The organism is Streptomyces sp. NPDC048671 (assembly GCF_055587045.1).
The window spans coordinates 143,314-169,345 of sequence record NZ_JBVJHB010000008.1; the positions used below are offsets into that span (position 1 = coordinate 143,314).

22 protein-coding genes, 2 tRNA genes and 1 pseudogene are annotated in these 26,032 nt (G+C 69.2%); 18 read left to right on the forward strand and 7 right to left on the reverse strand.

All coding sequences use genetic code 11. The annotated features are described in order from the left end of the window. Window positions 1-77 precede the first annotated feature (77 nt). The 6 genes from recF to ACZ6S6_RS17620 all read left to right on the forward strand — a co-directional run bounded on the left by recF (window position 78) and on the right by ACZ6S6_RS17620 (window position 7,846). Complete coding sequence (gene recF, locus ACZ6S6_RS17595) at window positions 78-1,232, forward strand: DNA replication/repair protein RecF (RefSeq protein WP_362953293.1); 1,155 nt, start codon at window positions 78-80, stop codon at window positions 1,230-1,232. Then, window positions 1,229-1,825, forward strand: a complete 597-nt coding sequence (locus ACZ6S6_RS17600) for a DciA family protein (RefSeq protein WP_469706152.1) — start codon at window positions 1,229-1,231, stop codon at window positions 1,823-1,825. Before recF ends, ACZ6S6_RS17600 begins: the two co-directional genes overlap by 4 nt. A gap of 392 nt (window positions 1,826-2,217) precedes the next feature. Then, entirely contained in the window at window positions 2,218-4,305 is a 2,088-nt protein-coding gene (gene gyrB / locus ACZ6S6_RS17605; RefSeq protein ID WP_362953295.1) for a DNA topoisomerase (ATP-hydrolyzing) subunit B, read from the forward strand. Window positions 4,306-4,351: 46 nt separating this feature from the next. Further along, on the forward strand, window positions 4,352-7,003 hold the full coding sequence (gene gyrA / locus ACZ6S6_RS17610; RefSeq protein ID WP_362953296.1) for a DNA gyrase subunit A: 2,652 nt from the start codon (window positions 4,352-4,354) through the stop codon (window positions 7,001-7,003). Window positions 7,004-7,096: 93 nt separating this feature from the next. Then, window positions 7,097-7,702: a DUF3566 domain-containing protein gene (locus tag ACZ6S6_RS17615; RefSeq protein WP_362953297.1), complete on the forward strand. Its 606-nt coding sequence runs from the start codon at window positions 7,097-7,099 to the stop codon at window positions 7,700-7,702. Window positions 7,703-7,772: 70 nt separating this feature from the next. After that, window positions 7,773-7,846 (forward strand) — tRNA-Ile (locus tag ACZ6S6_RS17620). A gap of 510 nt (window positions 7,847-8,356) precedes the next feature. On the opposite strand, the gene ACZ6S6_RS17625 is transcribed toward ACZ6S6_RS17620, so the two are convergent. Continuing rightward, window positions 8,357-8,728, reverse strand: coding sequence for a DUF6344 domain-containing protein (locus tag ACZ6S6_RS17625; RefSeq protein ID WP_362953298.1), 372 nt, complete (start codon window positions 8,726-8,728; stop codon window positions 8,357-8,359). Between the two features lie 332 nt (window positions 8,729-9,060). Here ACZ6S6_RS17625 and ACZ6S6_RS17630 point away from each other — a divergent pair, with 332 nt between their 5' ends. The 3 genes from ACZ6S6_RS17630 (at window position 9,061) to ACZ6S6_RS17640 (ending at window position 12,688) form a co-directional block, all read left to right on the forward strand. Further along, complete coding sequence (locus ACZ6S6_RS17630) at window positions 9,061-9,195, forward strand: DLW-39 family protein (RefSeq protein WP_003958712.1); 135 nt, start codon at window positions 9,061-9,063, stop codon at window positions 9,193-9,195. A gap of 152 nt (window positions 9,196-9,347) precedes the next feature. Then, window positions 9,348-11,318: a vWA domain-containing protein gene (locus ACZ6S6_RS17635; protein ID WP_469706153.1), complete on the forward strand. Its 1,971-nt coding sequence runs from the start codon at window positions 9,348-9,350 to the stop codon at window positions 11,316-11,318. Beyond that, entirely contained in the window at window positions 11,318-12,688 is a 1,371-nt protein-coding gene (locus ACZ6S6_RS17640) for a hypothetical protein (protein ID WP_469706154.1), read from the forward strand. Before ACZ6S6_RS17635 ends, ACZ6S6_RS17640 begins: the two co-directional genes overlap by 1 nt. 122 nt (window positions 12,689-12,810) lie before the next feature. Here the strand turns inward: ACZ6S6_RS17640 and ACZ6S6_RS17645 are convergent, their stop codons facing one another. Next, the gene (locus ACZ6S6_RS17645; RefSeq protein ID WP_362953301.1) at window positions 12,811-14,250 is read right to left on the reverse strand and encodes a serine/threonine protein kinase; all 1,440 of its coding nucleotides are present in this window, start codon (window positions 14,248-14,250) and stop codon (window positions 12,811-12,813) included. Window positions 14,251-14,339: 89 nt separating this feature from the next. Continuing rightward, window positions 14,340-14,888: a helix-turn-helix transcriptional regulator gene (locus tag ACZ6S6_RS17650; protein ID WP_362953302.1), complete on the reverse strand. Its 549-nt coding sequence runs from the start codon at window positions 14,886-14,888 to the stop codon at window positions 14,340-14,342. A 168-nt stretch (window positions 14,889-15,056) separates the two neighbouring features. Here ACZ6S6_RS17650 and ACZ6S6_RS17655 point away from each other — a divergent pair. Then, window positions 15,057-15,129, forward strand: a tRNA-Ala gene (locus ACZ6S6_RS17655). A 114-nt stretch (window positions 15,130-15,243) separates the two neighbouring features. On the opposite strand, the pseudogene ACZ6S6_RS17660 reads toward ACZ6S6_RS17655, so the two are convergent. Both ACZ6S6_RS17660 and ACZ6S6_RS17665 read right to left on the reverse strand, forming a co-directional pair. Continuing rightward, window positions 15,244-15,650: pseudogene (locus ACZ6S6_RS17660) on the reverse strand (aldo/keto reductase); the annotation flags it as partial. Between the two features lie 56 nt (window positions 15,651-15,706). Next, entirely contained in the window at window positions 15,707-16,426 is a 720-nt protein-coding gene (locus tag ACZ6S6_RS17665; protein ID WP_362953303.1) for a DUF5324 family protein, read from the reverse strand. Between the two features lie 361 nt (window positions 16,427-16,787). On the opposite strand from ACZ6S6_RS17665, the gene ACZ6S6_RS17670 reads away from it, so the two are divergent. Further along, entirely contained in the window at window positions 16,788-17,315 is a 528-nt protein-coding gene (locus tag ACZ6S6_RS17670) for a peptidylprolyl isomerase (protein ID WP_469706155.1), read from the forward strand. Window positions 17,316-17,467: 152 nt separating this feature from the next. Continuing rightward, entirely contained in the window at window positions 17,468-18,367 is a 900-nt protein-coding gene (locus ACZ6S6_RS17675; protein ID WP_469706156.1) for a rhomboid family intramembrane serine protease, read from the forward strand. 355 nt (window positions 18,368-18,722) lie between these two features. On the opposite strand, the gene crgA is transcribed toward ACZ6S6_RS17675, so the two are convergent. Next, entirely contained in the window at window positions 18,723-18,977 is a 255-nt protein-coding gene (crgA, locus tag ACZ6S6_RS17680; protein WP_362953305.1) for a cell division protein CrgA, read from the reverse strand. Window positions 18,978-19,119: 142 nt separating this feature from the next. On the opposite strand from crgA, the gene ACZ6S6_RS17685 reads away from it, so the two are divergent. The 6 genes from ACZ6S6_RS17685 to ACZ6S6_RS17710 are packed head-to-tail and all read left to right on the forward strand — an operon-like array spanning window position 19,120 to window position 23,748. Beyond that, the gene (locus tag ACZ6S6_RS17685; RefSeq protein ID WP_469706157.1) at window positions 19,120-19,887 is read left to right on the forward strand and encodes a DUF881 domain-containing protein; all 768 of its coding nucleotides are present in this window, start codon (window positions 19,120-19,122) and stop codon (window positions 19,885-19,887) included. A gap of 25 nt (window positions 19,888-19,912) precedes the next feature. After that, window positions 19,913-20,635 (forward strand): class E sortase, encoded by a 723-nt coding sequence (locus tag ACZ6S6_RS17690; protein ID WP_362953307.1) that lies wholly within the window; start codon window positions 19,913-19,915, stop codon window positions 20,633-20,635. A 57-nt stretch (window positions 20,636-20,692) separates the two neighbouring features. Next, window positions 20,693-20,875, forward strand: a complete 183-nt coding sequence (locus ACZ6S6_RS17695) for a hypothetical protein (RefSeq protein WP_362953308.1) — start codon at window positions 20,693-20,695, stop codon at window positions 20,873-20,875. Further along, on the forward strand, window positions 20,872-21,510 hold the full coding sequence (locus ACZ6S6_RS17700; RefSeq protein ID WP_266411520.1) for an aminodeoxychorismate/anthranilate synthase component II: 639 nt from the start codon (window positions 20,872-20,874) through the stop codon (window positions 21,508-21,510). Before ACZ6S6_RS17695 ends, ACZ6S6_RS17700 begins: the two co-directional genes overlap by 4 nt. Then, window positions 21,507-22,976 carry a class E sortase gene (locus ACZ6S6_RS17705; protein WP_469706158.1) on the forward strand — a complete coding sequence of 490 codons (1,470 nt, stop codon included), beginning with the start codon at window positions 21,507-21,509 and terminating at the stop codon, window positions 22,974-22,976. Before ACZ6S6_RS17700 ends, ACZ6S6_RS17705 begins: the two co-directional genes overlap by 4 nt. A 43-nt stretch (window positions 22,977-23,019) precedes the next feature. Then, window positions 23,020-23,748 carry a class E sortase gene (locus ACZ6S6_RS17710; protein ID WP_362953311.1) on the forward strand — a complete coding sequence of 243 codons (729 nt, stop codon included), beginning with the start codon at window positions 23,020-23,022 and terminating at the stop codon, window positions 23,746-23,748. A gap of 156 nt (window positions 23,749-23,904) precedes the next feature. Here the strand turns inward: ACZ6S6_RS17710 and pknB are convergent, their stop codons facing one another. After that, window positions 23,905-25,902, reverse strand: coding sequence for a Stk1 family PASTA domain-containing Ser/Thr kinase (pknB, locus tag ACZ6S6_RS17715; protein WP_469706159.1), 1,998 nt, complete (start codon window positions 25,900-25,902; stop codon window positions 23,905-23,907). Between the last annotated feature and the right edge of the window lie 130 nt (window positions 25,903-26,032).

Sequence of the window (26,032 nt, forward strand, 5' to 3'; positions counted from 1 at the left end):
ACGAGGAGCGGGCCGGACCGGGCGTCCGCCCGCACCACGCAGCACGGAGCAGGAAGCCGGGAAGGTCGGCGTACACCATGCATGTCACGCATCTGTCGCTGGCCGACTTCCGCTCGTACGCCCGGGTCGAGGTGCCTCTCGATCCGGGCGTCACCGCGTTCGTGGGGGCCAACGGCCAGGGCAAGACGAATCTGGTCGAGGCCGTCGGCTATCTCTCGACGCTCGGCAGCCACCGGGTCTCCTCCGATGCGCCGCTCGTGCGCATGGGCGCGGAACGGGCTGTCATCAGGGCTGCCGTCACCCAGGGCGAGCGCTCGCAGCTGATCGAACTCGAGCTGAATCCGGGCAAGGCCAATCGCGCCCGCATCAATAGATCGTCGCAGGTCAGACCCCGTGACGTGCTCGGCATCGTACGGACCGTGCTGTTCGCACCGGAGGATCTGGCGCTGGTCAAGGGCGATCCGGGTGAGCGCCGCCGGTTCCTGGACGAGCTGGTCACGGCGCGTTCGCCGCGGATGGCCGGGGTGCGATCGGACTACGAGCGGGTGCTGAAGCAGCGGAACACGCTGCTGAAGTCGGCGGCGATGGCGCGCAGGCACGGCGGCCGTTCGATGGACCTGTCGACGCTCGACGTATGGGACCAGCACCTGGGCCGGGTGGGCGCCGAGCTGCTGGCGCAGCGGCTGGATCTGATCGCGACGATGCAGCCGCTGACGGACAAGGCGTACGCGGACGTGGCGCCCGGCGGCGGTCCGGTGACGCTGGAGTACCGGAGCTCGGCGGGCCCGGAGGTGGGCGTGGGGCCCGGCACGGGGGCGGACTCCGCCCGTACGCGTGAGGAGCTGTACGCGCGGCTGATCGCGGCCCTGGCCGAGGTGCGCAAGCAGGAGATCGAGCGGGGCGTGACGCTGGTCGGCCCGCACCGGGACGATCTGGTGCTGGGGCTGCGCGGAATGCCGGCCAAGGGGTATGCGAGCCACGGGGAGTCGTGGTCGTTCGCGCTGGCCCTGCGGCTGGCCTCGTACGATCTGCTGCGCTCGGAGGGCAACGAGCCCGTGCTGGTGCTGGACGACGTCTTCGCCGAGCTGGACGCGCGCCGCCGTGAGCGGCTGGCCGAGCTGGTGGCTCCGGGGGAGCAGGTGCTGGTGACGGCCGCGGTGGACGACGACGTCCCGGGGGTGCTCGCGGGGACGCGGTACGCGGTGTCGGCGGGCGAGGTGGAACGGCTGTGAGCAGCGGTACGGGCAGCCCGCAGCCGTTCCCGGAGGGGCCGGCCGGTACACCGCGCGAGCCGTCCGTCGGGCAGGCGAAGCCGGCGGAGCCCTCGGGGGTGGACCTGGCGCGGGTGGCCCTGCGCGCGGCGAAGGAGCAGGCGCGGGCGCGCGGTGCGGCGGCGCAGCAGAAGAAGCAGGCCCGGCGGGGCGGCGGGCTGCGGTCCGGGGCGCGGGCGGACGGCCGTGATCCGCTGCCGCTGGGTGCGGCGATCAACCGTCTGATCACCGAACGGGGCTGGGAGGCGCCGGCCGCGGTGGGCGGTGTGATGGGCCGCTGGCCGCAGATCGTAGGTGATGATCTGGCCAATCATTGTGTGCCGCTGCGTTACGACGAGGATCCCGCGGAGCGGGTCCTGACGGTGCAGTGCGACTCGACGGCGTGGGCGACGCAGCTGCGGCTGCTGGCGCCTCAGCTGGTGGCCCGGCTGAACGCGGATCTGGGGCACGGAACCGTGCGGATGATCAAGGTGCTGGGGCCGGGAGGGCCGCAGCGCAGGTTCGGTCCGCTGCGTGCGCCGGGGAGCAAGGGACCGGGCGACACCTACGGCTGACCTGGCCTTTTATCCTGTTCTGTGGACGGTGACCCGGCCCTGCCCGAGAGGGTCGGGGCGGGGTGCGCCCCGGTTGTCCCCGATGCCTGCGGACTCCCTGTTGTGCGGGTGTGCGGTGGTTGAAACCGTACGGCGTCGGGCGGGCGTCCCTCACGGTAGTGGAAGGTTGACAGGCCGAAGCGCTCAACGCCCGTGTGAGCCTCTTGAGGCCCCATCCCGAATATGGGGAGTCGTCAGGCGCTCATTCAGGGCGGCACATGCGGACTCAGGCACCGGCAAACCCCCATTCGGGTCGGCGCTACCGGTAGACTGGTGAACAATCCCGCGTCTTGCGGGATTCGTCGATACAAGCCGAACGACGCAGCCGCTCCCGCCTGCCCGGAGAACGGCCTGTGCTGTGCCAGAAAGGGCGCTTCGTGGCCGATTCCGGCAACCCCAACGAGAACATTCCGTCCACCCCCGGTGAGAGCAGCGCTGCTCCCGCCCAGGGCGAGGTGACAGCCTCGTACGACGCCAGCGCGATCACCGTGCTCGAGGGTCTGGACGCGGTCCGCAAGCGACCTGGCATGTACATCGGCTCGACCGGTGAGCGCGGTCTCCACCACCTCGTGCAAGAGGTTGTCGACAACTCGGTCGACGAGGCCATGGCCGGGCACGCGGACACCATCGACGTCACGATCCTCGCCGACGGCGGGGTACGTGTGATCGACAACGGCCGGGGTATCCCGGTCGGCATCGTGCCGTCCGAGGGCAAGCCGGCCGTCGAGGTCGTCCTCACCGTGCTGCACGCCGGCGGCAAGTTCGGGGGCGGCGGTTACGCGGTCTCCGGCGGTCTGCACGGCGTCGGTGTGTCCGTCGTCAACGCCCTGTCCACCCGGGTGGCCGTTGAGGTCAAGACGGACGGCTACCGCTGGACCCAGGACTACAAGTTCGGCGTCCCGACCGCCCCGCTGGTCCGTAACGAGGCCATCGAGGAGACGGGCACGTCGGTCACCTTCTGGGCCGACGGGGACATCTTCGAGACGACCGAGTACTCCTTCGAGACCCTCTCGCGGCGCTTCCAGGAGATGGCCTTCCTCAACAAGGGCCTCACCCTCAAGCTCACCGACGAGCGGGAGTCGGCGAAGGCGACGGCCGGCGCGGACAGCGCCGAGGCGGTCGAGGTTCCCGAGGAGGAGCCGGCCCGGACGGTCACGTACCACTACGAAAACGGCATCGTCGACTTCGTGAAGTACCTGAACTCCCGCAAGGGCGATGTCATCCACCAGTCGGTGATCGACATCGAGGCCGAGGACAAGGAGCGTCTCCTCTCGGCCGAGATCGCCATGCAGTGGAACACGCAGTACAGCGAGGGGGTCTACTCCTTCGCCAACGCGATCCACACGCATGAGGGCGGTACGCACGAGGAGGGCTTCCGTGCGGCGCTGACCTCGCTGGTCAACCGGTACGCGCGCGAGAAGAAGCTGCTGCGCGAGAAGGACGACAACCTCACCGGTGAGGACGTCCGCGAGGGTCTGACGGCGATCATCTCGGTGAAGCTGGGCGAGCCGCAGTTCGAGGGCCAGACGAAGACCAAGCTGGGCAACACGGAGGCCAAGACCTTCGTGCAGAAGGTCGTCCACGAGCAGCTGACGGACTGGTTCGACCGGAACCCCAACGAGGCCGCCGACATCATCCGCAAGGGCATCGCCGCCTCGACCGCCCGCGTGGCGGCCCGCAAGGCGCGTGACCTGACCCGCCGCAAGGGGCTCCTGGAGAGCGCCTCGCTGCCGGGCAAGCTGAGCGACTGCCAGTCCAACGACCCGACGAAGTGCGAGATCTTCATCGTCGAGGGTGACTCCGCCGGTGGTTCGGCGAAGTCCGGCCGTAACCCGATGTACCAGGCCATCCTGCCGATCCGCGGCAAGATCCTGAACGTCGAGAAGGCCCGGATCGACAAGATCCTGCAGAACACCGAGGTCCAGGCGCTGATCTCGGCCTTCGGTACCGGGGTCCACGAGGACTTCGACATCGAGAAGCTCCGCTATCACAAGATCATTCTGATGGCGGACGCCGACGTCGACGGCCAGCACATCAACACCCTGCTGCTCACCTTCCTCTTCCGCTTCATGCGGCCGCTGGTCGAGCACGGGCACATCTACCTGTCGCGTCCGCCGCTCTTCAAGATCAAGTGGGGCCGGGACGACTTCGAGTACGCGTACTCGGACCGCGAGCGCGACGCCCTCGTGGCGCTCGGCAAGCAGAACGGCAAGCGGATCAAGGACGACTCGATCCAGCGCTTCAAGGGCCTCGGCGAGATGAACGCCGAGGAACTGCGCATCACCACGATGGACGTCGACCACCGCGTGCTCGGCCAGGTCACGCTCGACGACGCGGCTCAGGCCGACGACCTGTTCTCGGTGCTGATGGGTGAGGACGTCGAGGCACGGCGCTCGTTCATCCAGCGCAACGCCAAGGACGTCCGCTTCCTCGACATCTGAGTCGGCCGTACAAGCAAGCCGCAGCGCGAAAGGACTTTGACCAGCAATGGCCGACGAGAACACCCCTGCCCCCGTGACGCCCGAAGAGGTTCCGCCCGTCGAGGGCGTGGGCATGCGTGTCGAGCCCGTCGGGCTCGAAACGGAGATGCAGCGCTCCTACCTCGACTACGCGATGTCCGTCATCGTCTCGCGTGCGCTGCCCGACGTGCGGGACGGCCTGAAGCCCGTCCACCGCCGGGTGCTGTACGCGATGTACGACGGCGGCTACCGGCCCGAGAAGGGCTTCTACAAGTGCGCCCGTGTCGTCGGTGACGTCATGGGTACGTACCACCCGCACGGCGACTCCTCGATCTACGACGCCCTGGTGCGCCTGGCGCAGCACTGGTCGATGCGCATGCCGCTGGTGGACTCCAACGGCAACTTCGGTTCCCCGGGCAACGACCCGGCCGCCGCCATGCGGTACACCGAGTGCAAGATGATGCCGCTGTCCATGGAGATGGTCCGGGACATCGACGAGGAGACCGTCGACTTCCAGGACAACTACGACGGCCGCAACCAGGAGCCGACGGTTCTGCCGGCGCGCTTCCCGAACCTGCTGGTCAACGGTTCGGCGGGGATCGCGGTCGGTATGGCGACCAACATCCCGCCGCACAACCTGCGCGAGGTCGCGTCCGGCGCGCAGTGGTACCTGGAGCACCCGGAGGCCTCGCAGGAGGAGCTCCTGGACGCCCTGCTGGAGCGCATCAAGGGCCCGGACTTCCCGACCGGCGCGCTCGTCGTGGGCCGCAAGGGCATCGAGGAGGCGTACCGCACGGGCCGTGGCTCGATCACGATGCGCGCGGTCGTGGCGGTCGAGGAGATCCAGAACCGCCAGTGCCTGGTGGTCACCGAACTCCCGTATCAGACCAACCCCGACAACCTCGCGCAGAAGATCGCCGACCTGGTGAAGGACGGCAAGGTCGGCGGGATCGCGGACGTCCGTGACGAGACGTCGTCGCGTACGGGTCAGCGCCTGGTCGTCGTGCTCAAGCGGGACGCGGTCGCCAAGGTCGTACTGAACAACCTGTACAAGCACACCGATCTGCAGACCAACTTCGGCGCCAACATGCTGGCGCTGGTGGACGGGGTGCCGCGCACCCTGTCGATCGACGCGTTCATCCGCCACTGGGTGACGCACCAGATCGAGGTCATCGTCCGGCGTACGAAGTTCCGGCTGCGCAAGGCCGAGGAGCGGGCGCACATCCTGCGCGGCCTGCTCAAGGCCCTGGACGCCATCGATGAGGTCATCGCCCTCATCCGGCGCAGCAACACCGTGGAGATCGCGCGTGAGGGCCTGATGGGCCTCCTGGAGATCGACGAGATCCAGGCGAACGCGATCCTGGAGATGCAGCTGCGCCGGCTGGCCGCGCTGGAGCACCAGAAGATCACCGCCGAGCACGACGAGCTCCAGGCGAAGATCAACGAGTACAACGCGATCCTGGTCTCGCCCGAGCGGCAGCGGCAGATCGTCAGCGAGGAGCTGGCGGCGATCGTCGACAAGTTCGGCGACGACCGGCGCTCCAAGCTGGTGCCCTTCGACGGTGACATGTCCATCGAGGACCTGATCGCCGAGGAGGACATCGTCGTCACGATCTCCCGCGGCGGCTACGTGAAGCGCACGAAGACGGACGACTACCGCTCGCAGAAGCGCGGCGGCAAGGGCGTGCGCGGCACGAAGCTCAAGGAAGACGACATCGTCGACCACTTCTTCGTGTCGACGACGCACCACTGGCTGCTGTTCTTCACCAACAAGGGCCGCGTCTACCGGGCGAAGGCGTACGAGCTGCCGGACGCCGGCCGTGACGCCCGCGGTCAGCACGTCGCCAACCTGCTGGCCTTCCAGCCGGACGAGCAGATCGCGCAGATCCTGGCGATCCGCGACTACGACGCGGCGCCGTACCTGATCCTGGCCACGAAGGGCGGTCTCGTGAAGAAGACCGCGCTCAAGGACTACGACTCGCCGCGCTCCGGTGGCGTCATCGCCATCAACCTGCGCGAGACGGCGGACGGCTCGGACGACGAGCTGATCGGTGCGGAGCTGGTGTCGTCCGAGGACGATCTGCTGCTCATCAGCAAGAAGGCCCAGTCGATCAGGTTCACTGCGACGGACGATGCGCTGCGTCCGATGGGCCGCGCCACTTCGGGCGTCAAGGGCATGAGTTTCCGCGAGGGAGACGAACTTCTCTCGATGAATGTCGTCAGGCCCGGTACCTTCGTGTTCACTGCCACTGACGGCGGGTACGCGAAGCGGACCCCTGTCGACGAGTACCGCGTTCAGGGTCGCGGCGGCCTGGGCATCAAGGCCGCCAAGATCGTGGAGGACCGGGGCACACTGGTCGGTGCGCTGGTGGTCGAGGCTACGGATGAGATCCTTGCCATCACGCTCGGCGGCGGTGTGATTCGTACGCGAGTCAATGAAGTCAGGGAGACGGGCCGTGACACCATGGGCGTCCAACTGATCAATCTGGGCAAGCGCGATGCCGTTGTCGGGATCGCTCGTAACGCCGAGGCGGGTCGCGAGGCCGAAGAGGTCGACGGTCCCGTCGACGCCGAGGACGAGACGGCCGAGGCAGTGACAGCGGAGGCCACCACGGCCGACGCAGCTGGTGAGAGCACAGTCGAGGGCACGACGTCCTCGACCGGGGAGCACGAGGAGTAGAGCGTGAGTGGAGCCACGGGCGCCGGTTCGGCCGCTTCCGGAGCCGGCGCGAACGGTGCCCGTGGCCCTGCCACGGACTCCCAAGGGGGCACTGTGACGGATACCCGGGGTCCTCAACCCCAGTACGAGGGCTACGCGGCCGGGCCGCTGCCCGGTGAGCGCGAGCCCGCAACGGGCCAGGCGGGGCCGTACCACCCGCCGCAGGCCTACCCCTCGCCCCCGGGCGGGACACAGGGGGGCCGGCCGCAGGGGCAGCAGGGCGGCGTGCCGGGCGTGAGCACGGCACAGGCGTCCCGCAAACCGCGGACGGGGGCGCGGACCACTCCGCGTACCCGTAAGGCGCGTCTGAGGGTCGCCAAGGCCGATCCGTGGTCGGTGATGAAGGTCAGCTTCCTGCTGTCCATCGCACTCGGCATCTGCACGGTGGTGGCGTCGGCGGTCCTGTGGATGGTGATGGACGCGATGGGCGTCTTCAACACCGTGGGCGGCACGATCAGCGAGGCAACCGGTTCGACCGAGGGCAGCGGCTTCGATCTGCAGTCGTTCCTGTCGCTGCCGAGGGTCCTCATCTTCACCTCGGTCATCGCGGTGATCGACGTGGTGCTGGCGACCGCGCTGGCCACTCTGGGTGCCTTCATCTACAACTTGTCGGCCGGCTTCGTGGGCGGTGTCGAGCTCACGCTGGCCGAGGACGAGTAGCGACGCGGGTATCGATTTTGGGACTGGCCACGACGTGCGCTAATCTTCTGAAGTCAGCGCACAGCGCGGCGGGGCTATAGCTCAGTTGGTTAGAGCGCATCCCTGATAAGGATGAGGCCACAGGTTCAAATCCTGTTAGCCCCACAGCACGAAGGCCACCTACTCAAGTGAGTAGGTGGCCTTTTGCATCTACGGATGGCATCAGAGACGGTCACGGAACCAGCCCCGGTGCCTCAGGCGTCGTACTTGGTGCGCTCATGCTTCGTGAGGGGGACTGTGGAAGGCGATCCGCCGTGGTGGGGAATCTTGGTGATCTCGGCCGGGGTGACAGTGGTCCTTGGGGCGATCCTTCTGTCCGTGGTCGCCGCAGTTGCTCTTGGCTTGGTCTGGGTTCGGGACAGGCGTAGCCGCTGACCATCCGTTGGAAGGGTCAGCCGATCAACGGATGTTCCAGAAGTTCGGCGGGCGGCGTCATGGCGCAGATGTGTGGCCCGGCGGCCCGCTCCGGTCACTCCGTCAGGGATCAGAGGTGCGGGGCATGGCCGGCAGCGGGCGGGGCGGCCATGGCGGCTGTGGCGGCCGTGGTGGGCGCACGGGAAAGCCCCCGTCCGGTGTGAACCGGCCCGGGGGCTCTGGGTGTCAGGTGCGCCGCTCTCAGGGTGGCAGCAGGGAGGCGTCGCCCGCCGGGGCGCCGTGCGAGGCGCGGGCGGTGCTTGTGGTGCTCGCGGTGTCCGTCGTGTCCGCGGACAGGTGGCGGGTCGCGGGTGAGGAGCCGTGCGCCTCGGCGCGGATGCGCTGCTTCATCGTGGGCGGCAGTGCCCGGTCACGCGGAAGGGTCCATCGCACCGACGGGGTGGTCGCGGTTGCCGCGGTCGCACCCGTGTGCTCGTGGGTCGTGGCCGCCGGCTCCGTGACCGTGGCTTCCGTGGCCGACGCGGTGGAGCCTGCGAGGCCCAGTGCGGCGAGAAGTGCGAAGAACGCGGTGATGAAGGCGGTCCAGATGTTCTTGGCCCTGTAGGTGCTCATGGCCCCTCACTCACTTTCGGGTGGTCCGTTTTGCTTACCTTCCTGATGATGTGGATTCGGCTCGCGATTTCACGGACCGACGCCGCCGATGTGCCGATGTTCAGATGAACACCACTCGTATGGTGCAACCGGTCCCCATCAGCTGGTTCCGGGACGGTCACGGGATGGTGGTGGGAGGCGTGACGGGGTGGCGACGCGGGCGGCCCGACCTTCCGACGATCGCTTTTCCGTAGGCCCCAGTTGGGTTGCGGGGAGGTCACCGGTCGATATCGGCCGGTGTGTATAGTCGGGCGGCAGAAGTCCCCTACGCCAAGGAAAGACGAGGTCGCGCGGTGAAGAAGCTTCTCCTGGTCGCACTGGCCGCCATCGGCGGGCTCCTCGTGTACCGCCAGATCCAGGCGGATCGCGCCGAGCAGGATCTGTGGACGGAGGCGACTGACTCCGTGCCCGCAGGTTCGGGTGTGTGAGACAGAACAGCCTGTGTTGCGAGCCCCGGTCGCTTGAGCGGCCGGGGCTTCGTGCTGTTGCGGGACCGTGACACCTGTGCTCTTGAGTTCACCTAAGCAAATCAATAGGTTGCTTGAGCAAAGAAGCCGGGGATTTCGGTCTGGGGGCACGGATGAGGGCACGCGACCACCGCCGTACGGCGCGGGCGGGGACATTGATCGGCGGGGCGCTGTTCGCCCTGGTGGCAGGCGCGCTGCCGGCCGTGGCGGCGCCCGGGGATGCCCCCGCCGCGTCGGGCGTGACCGGATCCGACGGAAGCGGCAGCCTGGTCATGGTCCTCGACTCGTCCGGCTCCATGGGGGACGACGACGGTACGGGCCGGACCCGGATGGAGAGCGCCCGCGCAGCCGTCGGCACGGTCGTGGACGGCCTTCCCGACGGCTATCCGACCGGCCTGCGGGTGTACGGCGCCGACTGGCCGCGCGGTTGCACGGACACCCGGCTCGTGCGCCCGGTGCACGAGCTCGACCGGGCCGCGGTGAAGCGGGCGGTCGCAGGCGTACGGCCCAGGGGCGACACCCCCATCGGCCTGTCGCTCCGGAAGGCGGCGCAGGACCTGCCGCGGCCCGAGGCAGGCGCCATCGGTACGCGCACGATCCTGCTGATCTCCGACGGCGAGGACAACTGCGGTACACCGCGGCCCTGCGAGGTCGCCGAGCAGCTCGGCAAGGAAGGCGTCGGGCTGCGGATCGACACCGTCGGCTTCCAGGTGAGGGGCGCGGCCCGCGAGCAGCTCGAATGCATCGCGAAGGCGGGCAACGGGCGTTACTACGACGCCCCGGACGCCAAGTCGCTGGCCCGCCAGCTCCAGCGCGCCTCACGGCTCTCCGCGGACGGGTACCGCTTCCGGGGCGAGCGGGTGGCGGGCGCGGCCACGGCCGACCGGTCCCCCGTGCTCGTACCCGGGCAGTATCTGGACACCATCGGTCCGGGCGAGAAGCGGTACTACGCGGTGGATCTGGACGCCGTGTCCACGGCGGACTTCGCGGCGACGGCGGTTCCGCAGCCGGGGGCGGCCGTCGACACGTTCGACGCGCTGAGCACCAGGATCGAGTACGACGGGCACGGCTCCTGCGGGACGGACACCGAGCGCTTTCAGCAGAAGGAGGGGGCGGCACCGCTGACGTCGGCGGTCGCCCGGATCCGCTCCGAGGCGGGCACCCGCACCTGCGACCGGGCCGGCCGCTACCGGCTGGTGGTGGAGCGGCGGAGCAAGAAGGGCTCCGATGCCGCGCGCTGGCCGCTGGAGCTCGTGTACGGGGTCGAGGCGCCGCTGGAGGAGGGGCTGTCTCCCGCGCAGTCGCAGGCGGAGTACGGCCGGGGTGGCAAGGAGGCGACGCTGCCTGCGGGCGATCCCCGCGATGTGCGGGGCGGCACCGGCTTCAACGATGCCAGGGAGATCGGGCAGGGCGTGTGGCGCGACCGGATCCTGCCGTCCCAGACGCTCTGGTACAAGGTCCCGGCCGGCTGGGGCCAGCAGGTGCGCTACGACGTGGAGTTCGCGAACGAGCCGACGGTGGACCGCACCTCGGCCACGTACTCCTACGGGGCGACCCGGCTCTACACACCGGCCCGCCATCCGCTCACCGGCGGCGGTGAGTTCACCTCGACCACGCTGTACAACGGCCGGCCCGCCGCCCTGCGGATGGGCGGCGTCCCGGTCTCCTGGACCAACCGCTACGAGAGCCGGAACAATGTGCAGCCGGTGCATGCCGGGGGCGGGTTCTACATTTCGGTGACGCTGGGCGCGCGGGCCGCCGAGATCGCGGAGAATCCGCGGATCGGTCTGGTGCTGCGGGTATCGGTGCTCGGTGCGGAACGGACCGGGCCGCAGCACGGAGCGCCCGTGCGGGCCGGGTCCGGCAGCAGCGCTGACAAGAACGCCGACAGGGATACGGCCGAGGGTGCGGACAAGAAGGGCGATTCAACCGCGTCCGGAGACAGCGATGGTGCCGGAGGGGCAGGATGGACCGGCATCGCGGCTGCCGCCGGGGCCGCCGTCATGGCCGTGCTGGTCGCCGTGTTCGTATATGTACGCAACCGCCGCGGGGCAGCCGCACGGACGACGAGGGGAAGCGCGTGATGAGGCAGCGCAGCAGGGGCCGGGCGACGCTGGCCGCGGTCGCGGCGATGTGCGCGGTGGCGGCGCTGCCGGGGCAGGCGTACGGGGCGGACGGGCCCGCTGCGTACAGGTTCGATCCGAAGGCGAAGGCGGTCACCGGCGCCGAGGTCAACACCGATGCGACGGCGCTCACGGCCGGTTCGGTCTACCGGAGCTCGATCAAGTTCGGCCAGAAGCTCTACTACCGGCTGAACCTGGAGGCGACGACGAACGCGTACGTCTCTGCCGTGGTCGTGCCGAAGGACGGCGGCAAGGTCGCCTATGGGGACGGCATCGCGATCAGCATCAGGGACAAGTCGGACCTGCAGTGCAGCTCGGAGAACGCCCATTTCGAGTCCGCGGAGTACCCGCGCCCCATCGCCGCGTACGCCTATCGCAACGTGAAGAAGGACAGCAGCAGCTGCCAGGGCGCCGGTACGTACAACGTCCTGATCGAGCGGGAGAACGACGACACCTCGGGGCGCGGGGACTGGGAGCTGGAAATCCGGTACGCGTCGGAGCCGCAGCTCGCCAAGGGTGGGTCGACGCCGACCGAGGCGCCGGAGAACTGGCCGTCCGCTTCGCCGAAGCCGCCCACCGGGGTCCATGACAACCGCAGGCACGGCGGCAGCAGTTACTACGACGCGACGAGCCTGGAAACCGGTGAGTGGAGGGACGAGGTCGTGCCCGGACAGACCCTCTTCTACCGGGTCCCGGTGGGCTGGGGACAGCAGATCTTCGCCACCGCCAGTCTCGGCAACAGCACCGTTCCGGACGAGGACGACTACATCAGCGGCGCGCTCGCGATGTCCCTGGACAACCCGGCGCACGGCCGTGTCGGCAACGCGTCCCCCATGCCCTACTCGGGCAGGCCGGCCTCCGTGTCCCTGGACCCGGTGCCTCCGGTGGCCTACGAGAACAGGTTCGCCTCCCGCAGCAGCGTCAGCGCGATGCGCTTCGCCGGCTGGTACTACCTGTCCGTGACGCTGAGTCCGGAGGTCGCCAAACCCTACGGTTCCGAACCGTTCCCGCTGACCCTCTCGGTCACGGTCAAGGGGACAGCCGGGGACACGCCGTACGAGGGCGACGCCGGGATCTTCGGTGTGACCCAGGGCGACAAGGACATGGCGAGGAACGGCCAGAGCGGCCCGCAGGCCGCCGAGAGCAAGAGCAGGAGCAGCAACATGAAGCTGCTCGGCGCGTCCGGCATCGGCGCGGGCGCCGTCCTGGTGCTCGGGCTGGGCGGATGGATGCTGCTCGCACGGCGCGGGCAGGCCGCAGCCGCGGTACCGGCCGTGACGGCCGACGGCGGGCAGCAGCAGCCGTACGGAGGGCCGCCGCAGGCCTGGTAGCCGGACAGGGGCTGGGCAGGGGCCGGACGGGGTGCTGTGCCGGGGACCGGACGGGGATGGGCTTGGACTGGCCCGGACTGGATGCGAGCCGCCGTCCGGCCCGTGTCCGCCGGGGCCGTCACTCAGGCCTGGGTCAGGGCCCAGATACCCACGGCGAAGCAGATCAGGGCCACCAGCAGCACCGGGACCGCCACCTTCGTGGACGGTCCCGGCCGCTTTCGCGGAACGTGTGCCGGGGTGTGCGAAGGGGACATGACCTGGGGCGACGGTCCCTGCGCGAAGGCCGGCGGAGCCCCGGCCCCGGAAAACCCCGGTCCGGGAGAGGGAACCTGCGCCTGCTGAGCGGTGTATGGACGAGTGAGAGCTTGGTCGTGCTGCACCGCGGCCGTGGGGGCCTGGGAGAGGTCCGCTGCGGCGCCGGGGAAGGAGGATGCCGGATGCGCCGGATGGAGAGTGCCGGGAGTGCCGGGAGTACCGGGAGTGCTGGGAGTGCTGGCCTGCGCCGCCTGGGGCGTGGAGTCGGCGTGCTGCGGGGGTGGCTGGAGGTGGAAGCTGCCCGTCTCCGACATCGAGGCCGGTGGCTGTGCGTATGGCTGCTGTGCGGCCTGCCGGCCCGTCTGCTGCCCGGGTTCCTGCGCCGCCTGCGCCTGACCCAGCGGGCCGCCGGGCGGCGGCGAGGCCGGGACCGGCCCTTCGGGGCCGAAGCCGGCGGGCAGCGGGCCGATCTGGTCGAAGACCTCCACCGGCTCGTCCTCGGCGCCGGGCTCGGGCAGCATCTCGACCGCGGCCGTCAGCGCCTTGCGCGCGCCCGTGGCCGTACGGAAGCGGGCCTGCGGATCCGGTTGCAGCAGCCCCGCGAGCACCTGCCAGAGAGGCTCGGGGATGCCCTGCGGGGCACTGGGCGTGCCGTACGAGGCGAAGTGCTCGACGAGCGCCTGCGAGTCGGGCTTCTGCCCCTGGAGCAGATACAGGGCGACGAGGCCGACCGCGAAGAGGTCCGCGGGGAAGTCCGGCTCCGCACCCATCATCTGCTCGGGCGCGAAGTAACCCGGCGTTCCCACCACGTAGTTCGTCTCGGTGAGGCGCGGCTCACCCTTGCGCATGGAGATGCCGAAGTCCGACAGCCGCAGATGCGGCCGGCCGCTTCCGGTGGCCTCCATAAGGATGTTGGCGGGCTTGATGTCCCGGTGCACGACCCCCTCGGCATGCACCGTCGACAGACCGGACAGCAACTGGTCGAGCAGCGTGCAGACGAACCGAGGGGGCAGCGGCCCGTAGTCACCGATGACGTGGGCCAGCGAACCGCCGCTGATGAGGTCCATGGTGAACAGGACCTTGTCGTCGTCCGCGGCCCAGCTGGCCGGAGCGAGTACATGCGGATGCTCGATCCGCAGTGCCTGTTCACGGACGAAGCGCAGCAGCGTGTGTGCGTCGCTCTGCTGGAGAACCTTGGCCGCCACATAGCGGCGGCGCCGGTGATCCCAGGCACGCCAGACAGCACCGACCCCACCACGTCCGATCGGATCGATCAGCTCGTACCGACCAGCGAAGACCTCACCCATTGCGCTGCGCTCGCTCCCCGTTCCTGCTTTCGGCCGGTGCGTGTGCCCGTGCCCGGATACTGCGGTGGCCGGGTCCGTGCCCGGCCCGACTAGTTCTGGTGTCCCTCGTAGTGCGCCACCGCGTCCGCGGTGCGTCCTGCCCCGTACACCTTGAGGAACTCTGCCAGTTCCGGGTGCGTCGGGGCGAGGGCGTCCGAGGCATCGATGATGTCACCGGCGGCCGCGACGGACCGCAGCAGCGACTGGATCTCGCGGACCACACGGCGCACGGTGGGAGCGCCACTGGTCGACGACGTCTGGCTGGTGCCGGTGAGCACGGAGCCGCCCTGGGACTTCTTGATCTCTTCCATCCGGTCGGTGGCCTCTCCCGCGCTGACACTGCCGTCCGCGACCTGACTGGCCAGTTCCTGGAGCGCCTGGACGCGCTGGACCACTGCCGGATTGCCGATCTTCGCCCGCTGACCGCTCATGAGCTGGGAGAGCATGGGAGCGGACAGCCCGAGTGCTGCCGCCAGCCGGGCCTGGTTGAGCCCCAGGTCATCGATCAGCCGACGGAAGAGCGCCCCCAGCGGTTCTCCGTACCAACTGCGCTGAAGCTCCCTGGCTCTGGCCGTCGCCTCTTGCTGTGCCGCATCCATAGCGTCTCCCCTTCGCCGAGGCTTCGCTGCTGCGAACCCCGACGAGCATCTTACGGAGCGTGGTCGTCGACCGGGAGCCCCTGTCTTTTGGAGGATTGAGGGGATCACCGGGTACTCTGGTCTGCGGCGGTGACCACGATGCCGGTGCGTCCGTTGCTGCCCGCTTCAGGGGCCTTAGCTCAGTTGGTAGAGCGCTGCCTTTGCAAGGCAGATGTCAGGAGTTCGAATCTCCTAGGCTCCACATCCCGAAAGCCCGCCTGACCTGTGAAGATGCAGGTCAGGCGGGCTTTTCTCGTACGGATACGCCGATGCCCGGCCGGTGTCACGATGCCGGGCGCTCTTCCCTGGGCCGGCGGGCCACCGCCAGCTCCGGCAGAGTGCAACCGATGTCCGTGGCCAGTTCGGCGAGCTTGTCGGCGACCTCCAGCTTGGTGATGTTCTCGGGGATCGACGGATCGACGGATCGACGGATCGACGGATCGACGGATCGAAGTGGGCGGGGTTCAACTGCGCTCGTCCCGAGGTGAGATCGACGGCTCGCCCGCTCGGTACCGGCCGCTCGGGAAGCCGGAGGCGAGCGGACTCCACGTCAGCACCCCCGTCCGGCCGGTGCACCTGGTAGAGGTCGGTCCAGTCGGTGTCGAGCCGCCGCAGGCTCGCCTCCACGGCCTGGGTGATCCAGCGGCGTGAGTTGCCGCTCCGGTTCCTGCCCTCGCCCGTCTGGAAGTGGACCTTCGTCGCGAGTACGGCCTCGTCCCGGCGCCGGGAGACCCGAGGCCTCCTGGCGCCCGTCCGTCGTGCCGCTGCTCAGCCGCCGGTCAGGGGCGGTCGTCCAGGTCCGTGCCGTCCGCGCTGTCCGGTCCCTCGGCGTCGGCCTGCTTGGCCTGGACGTCGGGGTCGAGGACCGTCGAGCCGCTTCCGTCGACCGAGGTCAGCGGGGCACGGTCGTCCACCTCGGTGGGGGCGGGCGGCTCGACCAGCCAGTCGGGGTTGGCCTGCCGGTCCCACCAGCGCCAGACGGCATAGGCGCCGCCCGCCAGGAGGCCGGCCACGGCCAGCCCCTTGCACGCCCGGCCGGCCCTGGCCCGCCGCTCGTGCTTCCGGGTCAGCTTCCTGATCTCCTTCGCCGTGACCTGACCGCGCAGAGCGGCCAGTGCGGCGGTGCTGCGCGCGGAGGCCTGCTCGGCGACCGGCTGGGCGGCGGCCATCGCGGTCTCGACGCGGGGGACGGTGTAGTCCGCGGCGCTCCGGGCGGCCTGACGGGTGCGGAGCGCGGCGCGCTGCGCGGCCTCGTCGACCTTGGAGGGCACATGGGTACGGGCGAGTTCGATACGTGGTGCGAGGTGCGCGCCGTATTGGACGCGGGCCTGCTGAGCTGCCTTCGAAACCTTCGGCGCGAGCAGCGTACGGGCCTCCAGCGCGTAGTGAGCGGCCTGTTCCCTGGCCGTGTCGGCGTAGGGGGCCACTACTTCCGCGGCGTGCTGCACGCTGTCCCTCGCCGAGTCGGTTGCGGCACGCACGCTGTCGATGCGGGTCACGGGATCCTCCTCCTTGGTGGCGGGTTGGTACTCCGCCTTTCCACCCAGTTCGAGATCATGCCTACACGGGGCTTGTGCGGCACCTGGGGCGGGCATCCGGGTTATTCAGGTCATGAGGGACACCCTCGGGCAATGAGGTGCAAGGGGAGCCTGTCGACGACAATGCCACGGTTCGGCCCGGCACGCGCCGGTTCGTCACGCACTTGGCCGCATTCCTCTCGGCCGGAAGCGGCGGCGCCCGCCGGAGCCGGGCGCCAGGGAGGCTTAAGGCGGCCCGTGCGGAGTGGGTGGGCCGGACGACGAGGGGTGTGGTCCGTGCGAGGATCGGTGGACGTCAGGGAAGACTTACGGAAGGCAGATCGTGGCCGAGCAGCTTTACGCCACCTTGAAGACCAATCAGGGTGATATCGAGGTCCGGCTTCTGCCGAACCACGCGCCCAAGACGGTCAAGAACTTCGTCGAGCTCGCCACCGGTGAGCGCGAGTGGACCCACCCCGCGACCGGGAAGAAGTCCAAGGACCGGCTGTACGACGGCACCGTCTTCCACCGCGTCATCAGCGGCTTCATGATCCAGGGCGGCGACCCGCTGGGCAACGGCACGGGCGGCCCGGGATACGAGTTCGGTGACGAGTTCCACCCGGACCTCGCCTTCACCAAGCCGTACCTGCTGGCCATGGCCAACGCCGGCCCGGGGACCAACGGCTCGCAGTTCTTCGTGACGGTGTCGCCGACCGCCTGGCTGACCGGCAAGCACACCATCTTCGGTGAGGTGGTGGACCCGGCGAGCCAGAAGGTCGTCGACACCATCGCGGCCGCGCAGACCAACGCGCGCACCGACCGTCCGTTGCAGGACGTGGTCATCGAGTCGGTCGTCGTCGAGACCCGCTGATCGCTGAACGTCGCCGGCCGCTCACTCTCTGGTCCGTCCGGGAACCAACCGCCCCGCCCGTCCGTACTTGATGACAGAACGGACGTGCAGGGCGGCTCGGTGTGCCCTGCCGCGATGACGAGGACCGAGGGGACCGGGAAGTGATGGGACCGATGGACCAGCAGCCGCCGGGCGAGCAGAACGCGTCCGCTCCCGTGGACGGTCCGGTCGTCTGCTACCGCCACCCGGACCGTGAGACGTCGATCCGCTGCACCCGCTGCGACCGCCCGATATGCCCGGACTGCATGATCAACGCCTCGGTCGGCTTCCAGTGCCCGGACTGCGTGCGTCAGGGATCCGGTACGGGACACAGTCCGGCTGCCGCCCGGCCGCGTACGATCGCCGGCGGCTCGGTCGCGGCGGACCCGAGGCTGATCACCAAGATCCTGCTCGGGATCAACGTCGCGGTCTTCGTCGCGGTGCTGGCCAACAGCGCGCTGGTCAATGATCTGGTGTTGCTGGGCCGGGCCAATTTCTACTACGGCGGTCCGCCCGAGGGTATTGCGGAAGGCCAGTGGTACCGGCTGGTGACGTCGATGTTCCTGCACCAGGAGGTGTGGCACATCGCCTTCAACATGCTGGGGCTGTGGTGGCTCGGGGGTCCGCTGGAAGCGGCGCTCGGCCGGGCCCGCTACCTCGCGCTCTACATGCTCTCGGGGCTGGCGGGCAGCGCCCTGACCTACTGGCTCGCGGAGCCGAACCAGCCCTCGCTGGGTGCCTCGGGCGCCATCTTCGGGCTGCTGGGCGCCACCGTGGTGCTCATGCGCCGGCTGAACTACGACATGCGCCCGGTCTTCGCGCTCCTCGCGATCAACCTGATCATCACCTTCAACCCCTGGGGCGGAATCGCCTGGCAGGCACATGTCGGCGGGCTGATCGCGGGCACGCTGATCGCGATCGGCATGGTGCATGCCCCGCGCGAGCGGCGGAATCCGGTGCAGTACGCCACCTGCGCCGCGGCCCTGGTCGTGGTGGTCCTGATCGTGGTTCTCAGAACAGCCTCGCTGACGTAGGAAGCACGTCGTCAGCACGTCGTCAGCACATCGGCAGCACGCTGTCAGCACGCTGTCAGCCCGATAAAGACCGTTTGTGATCGAAGTTGTCCACAGCGTGTACCGGATCTTGTGCATTCAGTGGGTACAACTGTGCCCCTTGTCGCTGAGCTGGGTTTTTCCAGCAGGGACAAGGGGCGTGCCGCCCCGCTCAGGGGTGGCTGCAGTCACACCGGCGTCAACGACCAAGGAGTTATCCACAGATCGTCTGACCTTTTCCCCCGCCTGTGGATAACGCTGTGGGTAACTCAGGGCAGGGGTTGCGGTACCGGGGTCCGCTGTGGTGCTGGGGATACGACCCAGGTGCTCCGGGGAGCTACTTCCACTGGGTGGAGACGCCGAAGCCGCCGGCGATGAAGCCGAAGCCGACGACGATGTTCCAGTTCCCCAGTGGCTTGATCGGCAGGGAGCCGTCGGTCACGTAGAAAACGACGATCCAGGCCAGACCGATCAGGAACAGCGCCAGCATGACCGGCGCCACCCAACTGCGGTTGGTCAGCTTTATGCTGGTTGCCTGCTTCGCCGGAGGGGGCGTGAAGTCGGCCTTCTTGCGGATACGTGACTTCGGCACGAGGAACTCTCCTGTCGATGCGCTGCGTTACCGCGCAGGGAACTGTTGGCTGACGCCGGGCGTGGCGCGAGGGGGAAATGCTGCCTCCCCCGGGCGTCCGTTAGCGTAGTGCTTCCGTGGCGCCGAAGGAGATAAGGGTACGTTGAGCAATTCTGCCGACTCTCCCCCCGGGCCGGTCCGGCGCACCCTCCGGTATCCGGTCAGAGTGCTCACCGCCGCCGTTTTCGCCCTCGCCGGTCTCATCTTCGTCACCAGTGCGAACACGGCCAAGGGCACCAACATCCGCACCGACTCCTCGCTGCTGAAGCTCTCCGACCTCATCCAGCAGCGCAGCGAGAAGAACGCGGGCCTGGAGGAATCCGCCGCGTCCGTGCGCGGGGACATCGACGCCCTCGCCCAGCGCGACGACGGCAGCACCACGGCGGACGACGCCCGGCTCAAGGCGCTGGAGCGGGCCGCCGGCACCGCGAAGCTCTCCGGCCGAGCCGTGTCCGTCACCCTCGACGACGCCCCGCCGAACGCCACCGCGAACCCCGGCTACCCCGATCCGCAACCCAATGACCTGGTCATTCACCAGCAGGACCTGCAAGCGGTCGTCAACGCCCTGTGGCAGGGCGGAGCCGGCGGCATCGAGGTCATGGACCAGCGGCTGATCTCCACCAGCGCGGTGCGCTGTGTCGGCAACACCCTGATCCTCCAGGGCCGGGTCTACTCGCCGCCGTACAAGATCACCGCCGTCGGTGACCCCGGCAAGCTCAAGCGGGCGCTCGACGCCTCCCCGGCGATCCAGAACTACCTGCTGTACGTGAAGGCGTACGGGCTCGGCTGGAAAGTCGACGAGCGCCAGGCGATGACTCTTCCCGGTTACTCGGGCACAGTGGATCTCCACTATGCGGAGCCGGTGAAGTAGCGAGCAGCTGCGGGGAGGCCGACCGGTGTCGGTGCGACTGATCGTCAGGACGTTCAGCGAACTGTGCATCACGGTCGGTGCCCTGATCGTTCTGTTTGTGGTGTACGTGCTGTTCTGGACCGGGGTGAAGGCCGCCGGTGCGACCGAGGGACAGATCGACGACCTGCAGCGCCAGTGGGCGCGAGGGGCGGTGTCCGCACCCGCCCCGTCGTCATCGCCGTCATCACCATCAGCAGGGTCATCACCGGGTCCGAAGCCCCCGGCTCCCAAGGCGTACCGCGACGGGAAGCCGTTCGCGATGCTCTACATACCCCGCTTCGGAAAGGGCTGGGAGTGGCCCGTCCTGGAGAACACCGAGGTCAAGACGTTACAGAAGGGCCTCGGGCACTACCGCGGCACCGCCCGCCCGGGAACCACCGGCAACTTCGCGGTGGCCGGCCACCGCCGCACGTACGGCGACCCCTTCAAGGACTTCCCGAAGCTGCGCCCCGGGGACCCGGTGCTGCTGACGGACGGGACGACGTGGTTCACGTACCGCATCGACAAGAAGCCCTACCGCACCGTGCCGACCGATATCGGTGTCATCGACCCCGTGCCGCGCAGGTCCGGCTTCGACGGGCCCGGCCGCTATCTGACGCTGACCACCTGCGACCCCGAGTGGGGCAGCAGCCACCGGCTGATCGCCTGGGCGCACCTGGACGCGACCCAGCCCGTGACCGACGGAAGGCCGGCAGCTTTCCACAGCTGACCCACGGCCCTGCCCCGGCCCTTTAGTCTGGTCCCGTACCGAATCGGAGGGGTCAGCATGTACGGCTGGATCTGGCGTCATCTGCCGGGCAACGTGTGGGTGCGCGGGTTCGTCTCGCTCGTGCTCGCCCTGGCGGTTGTCTATGTGCTGTTCCAGTACGTCTTCCCGTGGGCGGAGCCGCTGCTTCCGTTCGGCGATGTGACGGTCGACGGCGCGGACGCGACGGGGGCCGGCCGATGAGCGCCCGCATCCTGGTCGTCGACAACTACGACAGCTTCGTCTTCAACCTCGTGCAGTACCTCTACCAACTGGGCGCCGAGTGCGAGGTGCTGCGCAACGACGAGGTGACCACGGCCCACGCCCAGGACGGCTTCGACGGCGTCCTGCTCTCGCCGGGCCCCGGCACCCCCGAGCACGCGGGCGTCTGCGTCGACATGGTGCGGCACTGCGCGGCGACCGGCGTCCCGGTCTTCGGGGTCTGCCTCGGGATGCAGTCGATGGCGGTGGCGTACGGCGGTGTCGTGGACCGAGCCCCCGAACTGCTGCACGGCAAGACGTCCCCGGTGACCCACGAGGGCAAGGGCGTCTTCGCCGGTCTGCCCTCGCCCTTCACTGCGACCCGCTACCACTCGCTCGCCGCCGAACCGGACACGGTCCCGGAGGAGCTGGAGGTCACCGCGCGCACGCCCGACGGCATCATCATGGGGCTGCGACACCGGGAGTTCGCGGTCGAGGGAGTGCAGTTCCACCCGGAGTCGGTGCTCACCGAGCACGGCCATCTGATGCTGGCGAACTGGCTGGCGCAGTGCGGTGACGCCGGAGCTGTCGAGAGGTCGGCGGGGCTCGCGCCGGTGGTGGGCAAGGCCGTCGCGTGACCCCACCCCGCCACGGCCGCGACGCCGGTCAGGACGGCCCGCACGAAGAGGGGACGTACGAGGCCGCGGGCGCGTTCGAGGCGGCGGTCGGCCAGTTGGCGGACCCGTTGAACGACCCGTTGCCGGGGGAGCACGCCTCGCCCTGGTCCCGGGCGGAGGACGTTGCCGGGGGGACGGCGGACCCGGGCGGCGGGCCGGACGGCGCCGGTACGCCGTCGGCACAGGCGCCACACGGGCCGCAGCAGGCGCCACACGGGCCACAGACGGCTCAGGAGCCTCCGCGCGAGTGGTACGACCCCGAGGGGTACGAACGGGACTGGTACGGCGGGCAGGCGCCCGTCCCGGCGGCTCCGGCCGAAGTGCTCCCTCCCCACGACGAGACCGTCGCACTGCGGACGCCGGACACCCGGCGAATAGTCCCCCGGGTAGTCCCCCGCGCACGGACGGAACACCGCCCGGAACACCGCCCGGAACCGGAATGCGATCCGGCGGCCGAAGACGCCACGGAGGTCATGGCAGCCATACCTGCCGGGCCGGTCGAACCAGCCGTACCTGCCGTACCTGCCGTACCTGCCGTACCTGCCGTACCTGCCGGGCCAGATGCGGAACCCGCGGAACCCGCAGGGCCCGCGGAATCCGCGGAAGCGCCCGGTACCGGAGGCCGGGCCGAACGGCGCCGTGCGGCCAAGGGCCGCGGCCGCAGACGGCCCGACCCGCAGCCGGCGTCCGGGCCGGCCGGCCCCGCGAAGCCGATGTCACGCGTCGAGGCGCGACGGGCGGCGCGGGCGGCCAAGGACAGCCCGGCGGTCGTGGCCAGCCGGGTGGTCGGCGAGCTGTTCATCTCGCTGGGCGTGCTGATGCTGCTGTTCGTCACGTACCAGCTGTGGTGGACCAACGTGCGGGCCGACCAGATCGCCGGCAACGAGACGCACAAGATCCAGAACGACTGGGCCAGCGGCAAACGTGCCCCCGGTACGTTCGAGGCCGGACAGGGCTTCGCCATCATCCACATCCCGAAACTGGACGTGGTCACGCCGATCGCCGAGGGCATCAGCAAGGACAAGGTCCTCGACCGCGGCATGGTCGGCCACTACGGCGAGGACCCGCTGCGCACGGCCATGCCGTCGGCGAAGCAGGGCAACTTCGCGCTGGCCGGCCACCGCAACACCCACGGCGAGCCGTTCCGCTACATCAACCGGCTGAGCCCCGGCGACCCGATCGTGGTCGAGACGCAGGACGCCTACTACACGTACGAGATGACGAGCGTGCTGCCCCAGACCTCGCCGTCCAATGTGTCGGTGATCGGCCCGGTGCCGCCGCAGTCCGGATTCACCAAGCCCGGTCGGTACATCACATTGACGACCTGTACGCCCGAATTCACGAGTACGTACCGATTGATCGTCTGGGGCAAGATGGTCGACGAACGGCCGCGCAGCAAGGGGAAGCCCGACGCGCTCGTGGGCTGAACGGGCTGAACGGGCTGGACATCATCACGACAGGGACGGTGCGGTGGCAGCGAGGACCGAGGACCAAGAACAGACCGGCGAGTCCGCGCCCCCGGTGCGGCGCAGGGGCCGCCATCCCGTCGCGGCCGCGGTCAGTGTCTTCGGCGAACTCCTGATCACCGCGGGCCTGGTGCTCGGGCTCTTCGTCGTCTACTCCCTCTGGTGGACGAACGTGCTCGCCGACCGCGAGGCCACCAAGCAGGGCCACACCGTCCGCGACCGCTGGGCCGACGGTCCGGGGGCGCTGGACACCAAGGACGGCATCGGCTTCCTGCACGTCCCGTCGATGAAGAACGGCGAGGTGCTCGTCAAGAAGGGCACCGACACCGAGAACCTCAACGACGGCATCGCCGGCTACTACACCGACCCGGTGAAGTCGGCGCTCCCCTCCGCCGAGAAGGGCAACTTCACGCTGGCCGCCCACCGGGACGGCCACGGCGCGAAGTTCCACAACATCGACAAGGTGCGGACCGGGGACGCGGTCGTCTTCGAGACCAAGGACACCTGGTACGTCTACAAGGTCTTCAAGGAGCTGCCGGAGACGTCGAAGTACAACGTCGACGTGCTCCAGGAGGTCCCGAAGGGCTCGGGCAAGAAGAAGCCCGGCCGCTACATCACGCTGACGACGTGCACGCCCGTCTTCACGTCGAAGTACCGCTACATCGTGTGGGGCGAGCTGGTCCGTACGGAGAAGGTCGACCACGACCGTACGAAGCCGGCGGAGCTGCGCTGACGCGCGTCCCCGTCCCGCGCTTCCATTCCCGCCCCCGCCCCTGCCCCCGTTCCCGTCCCCGTCCGCAGGCACAGCACAGGGCCCCGGTCACCGTTGTTGAGGTGCCGGGGCCCTGCGCTGTGTCCGTGCCGGTCGCGCGGACGGGGTGGGACGCGGTCAGTGCCGGGAGCCGGACGGGCCGCCGAAGAAGTTGCTGTCTCCGCCGTCTCCGCCGCCGCCCATCGTGGTGAGGGTGATGGTGGTGTTCGCCGGGTCGGCCTGGGTGTTCGGCTGCGGGTCGACGCCGGTGACCCTGGCGTTGTCGTTGTCCGAGCTGTTCTCCGCGAACTGGATGTTCGTGAAGCCGGCATCGGTCAGGGCCTGCTTGGCCTCGGAGACCTTCTTGCCCCTGACCTCGGGAACGGGCGTCGTCGTCGGCTCCGGCGGGCCCTTGGAGACCTTCAGGATGATCTGGACGTCCTTCGGCTGCTGGCTCGGACCGGCCGGATTCTGTTCGATGACCATACCCGCGGGTTCGGACGAATCCACCGGTGTCTGAGCGACGTTGGTGAAGCCGAGGGGAGTGAGCTGGGCCACTGCCTGGTCGAAAGTCCGCCCCTGGAGGTCCGGCAGAGACGCCGTGTCCCGCTTGGCGACCGAGAGCTTGACCTCGGAGTTCTTCTCGGCCTTGGCGTTGCCCTTGGGGGACTGGTCAAGGATGGTGCCGGGCTGGGCGTCTGCGGACTCGACCGAATGGACGGTGACCGTGAAGCCCTGCTCCTCAAGGAGCTTGCGCGCGCTGTCCTCGGACTCCCCAGTGACGTCCGGGACACTGACCTTCGGCGCACCGGTGGAGACGAAGACCGTGACGGTCTCCTGCTCCGCCATCTTCTCGTCAGGCGTCGGGGTCTGGCGGCAGATCTTGTTCTTGGGCTGGTCCTTGCACGCTTCCTTCGGGCCGATCTTGAGCACGATGTTGGTGTTGTCGGCGAGCCCCTGTGCTTCCTTGACGGTCGAACCGACCATGTCGGGCACCTTGAACTCGTCGGCGCCGCTGTTCGTGTCGCCGAAGACCTGCTTGCCGATCAGGATGGCCCCGATCAGCACCAGGATGCCCGCGACGACCAGCAGGATCGTCGAGGTGTTGCTCTTCTTCTGACGCCGGCGGCCGGGCCGGTCGTCGTAGCCGTAGCCGCCGTCGTCCGGGTTGACCGGGGGCAGCATCGACGTCTGGGCGCCGTTCTGGTCCGCGGGATGCGGGGCGGTGGTGGGCTGGTCGTTGCCGTACCCGTCGTAGCCGCCGTAGCCGGCCGCGCCCATCGCCGCGGTGACCGGCTGGCCGTCGAGGCAGGCCTCGATGTCGGCGCGCATCTCGTCGGCCGACTGGTAGCGGTAGTCCGGGTCCTTGACCAGGGCCTTCAACACGATCGCGTCCATCTCGGGCGTGATCTCGGGGTCGAAGTTGCTCGGGGTCTGCGGCTCTTCCCGTACGTGCTGGTAGGCGACCGCGACAGGTGAGTCACCGATGAACGGCGGCCGGACCGTCAGCAGCTCATAGAGCAGACAACCCGTCGAATAAAGGTCCGACCGGGCGTCGACCTGCTCGCCCTTGGCCTGCTCCGGGGAGAGGTACTGGGCGGTGCCGATGACGGCCGAGGTCTGGGTCATCGTCATACCGGAGTCACCCATGGCGCGGGCGATGCCGAAGTCCATGACCTTGACCTGGCCGGTGCGCGTCAGCATGACGTTGGCCGGCTTGATGTCACGGTGAACGATGCCCGCGCGGTGCGAGTACTCCAGCGCCTGGAGGATGCCGACCGTCATTTCGAGCGTGCGCTCCGGCAGCAGTCTGCGGCCCGAGTGCAGCAGCTCTCTGAGCGTCGAGCCGTCGACGTACTCCATGACGATGTACGGGATCGAGACCCCGTCGACGTAGTCCTCGCCGGTGTCGTACACCGCGACGATCGCCGGATGGTTGAGCGAGGCGGCGGACTGGGCCTCACGGCGGAACCGGGCCTGGAAGGACGGGTCGCGGGCGAGGTCCGCCCGCAGCGTCTTCACAGCTACGGTGCGGCCGAGCCGGGTGTCGTGGGCGAGGTATACCTCGGCCATGCCACCACGGCCGAGCACCGAGCCCAGCTCGTACCGGCCGCCGAGGCGACGCGGCTCTTCCATAACTGTTCCAGCCCTCTCCGTCAGTCCTGACCGCACCGGTGTGCGGTCCGGCGGTGTGCTGTCCGCGCATACGCTACCGGCCGCGCACTACCTGATCAGCCCGCAGCCCACACCTGATATCCGACCGGTA

Coding starts and splice junctions, on each gene's coding strand:
- ACZ6S6_RS17675 (WP_469706156.1), top strand. CDS start 17,468: ATGGACCAGCAGCCGCCGGGCGAGCAGAACGCGTCCGCTCCCGTGGAC.
- ACZ6S6_RS17700 (WP_266411520.1), top strand. CDS start 20,872: ATGAGCGCCCGCATCCTGGTCGTCGACAACTACGACAGCTTCGTCTTC.
- ACZ6S6_RS17625 (WP_362953298.1), bottom strand. CDS start 8,728: ATGAGCACCTACAGGGCCAAGAACATCTGGACCGCCTTCATCACCGCG.
- ACZ6S6_RS17640 (WP_469706154.1), top strand. CDS start 11,318: ATGAGGCAGCGCAGCAGGGGCCGGGCGACGCTGGCCGCGGTCGCGGCG.
- ACZ6S6_RS17695 (WP_362953308.1), top strand. CDS start 20,693: ATGTACGGCTGGATCTGGCGTCATCTGCCGGGCAACGTGTGGGTGCGC.
- ACZ6S6_RS17650 (WP_362953302.1), bottom strand. CDS start 14,888: ATGGATGCGGCACAGCAAGAGGCGACGGCCAGAGCCAGGGAGCTTCAG.
- gyrA (WP_362953296.1), top strand. CDS start 4,352: ATGGCCGACGAGAACACCCCTGCCCCCGTGACGCCCGAAGAGGTTCCG.
- ACZ6S6_RS17635 (WP_469706153.1), top strand. CDS start 9,348: ATGAGGGCACGCGACCACCGCCGTACGGCGCGGGCGGGGACATTGATC.
- ACZ6S6_RS17645 (WP_362953301.1), bottom strand. CDS start 14,250: ATGGGTGAGGTCTTCGCTGGTCGGTACGAGCTGATCGATCCGATCGGA.
- recF (WP_362953293.1), top strand. CDS start 78: ATGCATGTCACGCATCTGTCGCTGGCCGACTTCCGCTCGTACGCCCGG.
- pknB (WP_469706159.1), bottom strand. CDS start 25,902: ATGGAAGAGCCGCGTCGCCTCGGCGGCCGGTACGAGCTGGGCTCGGTG.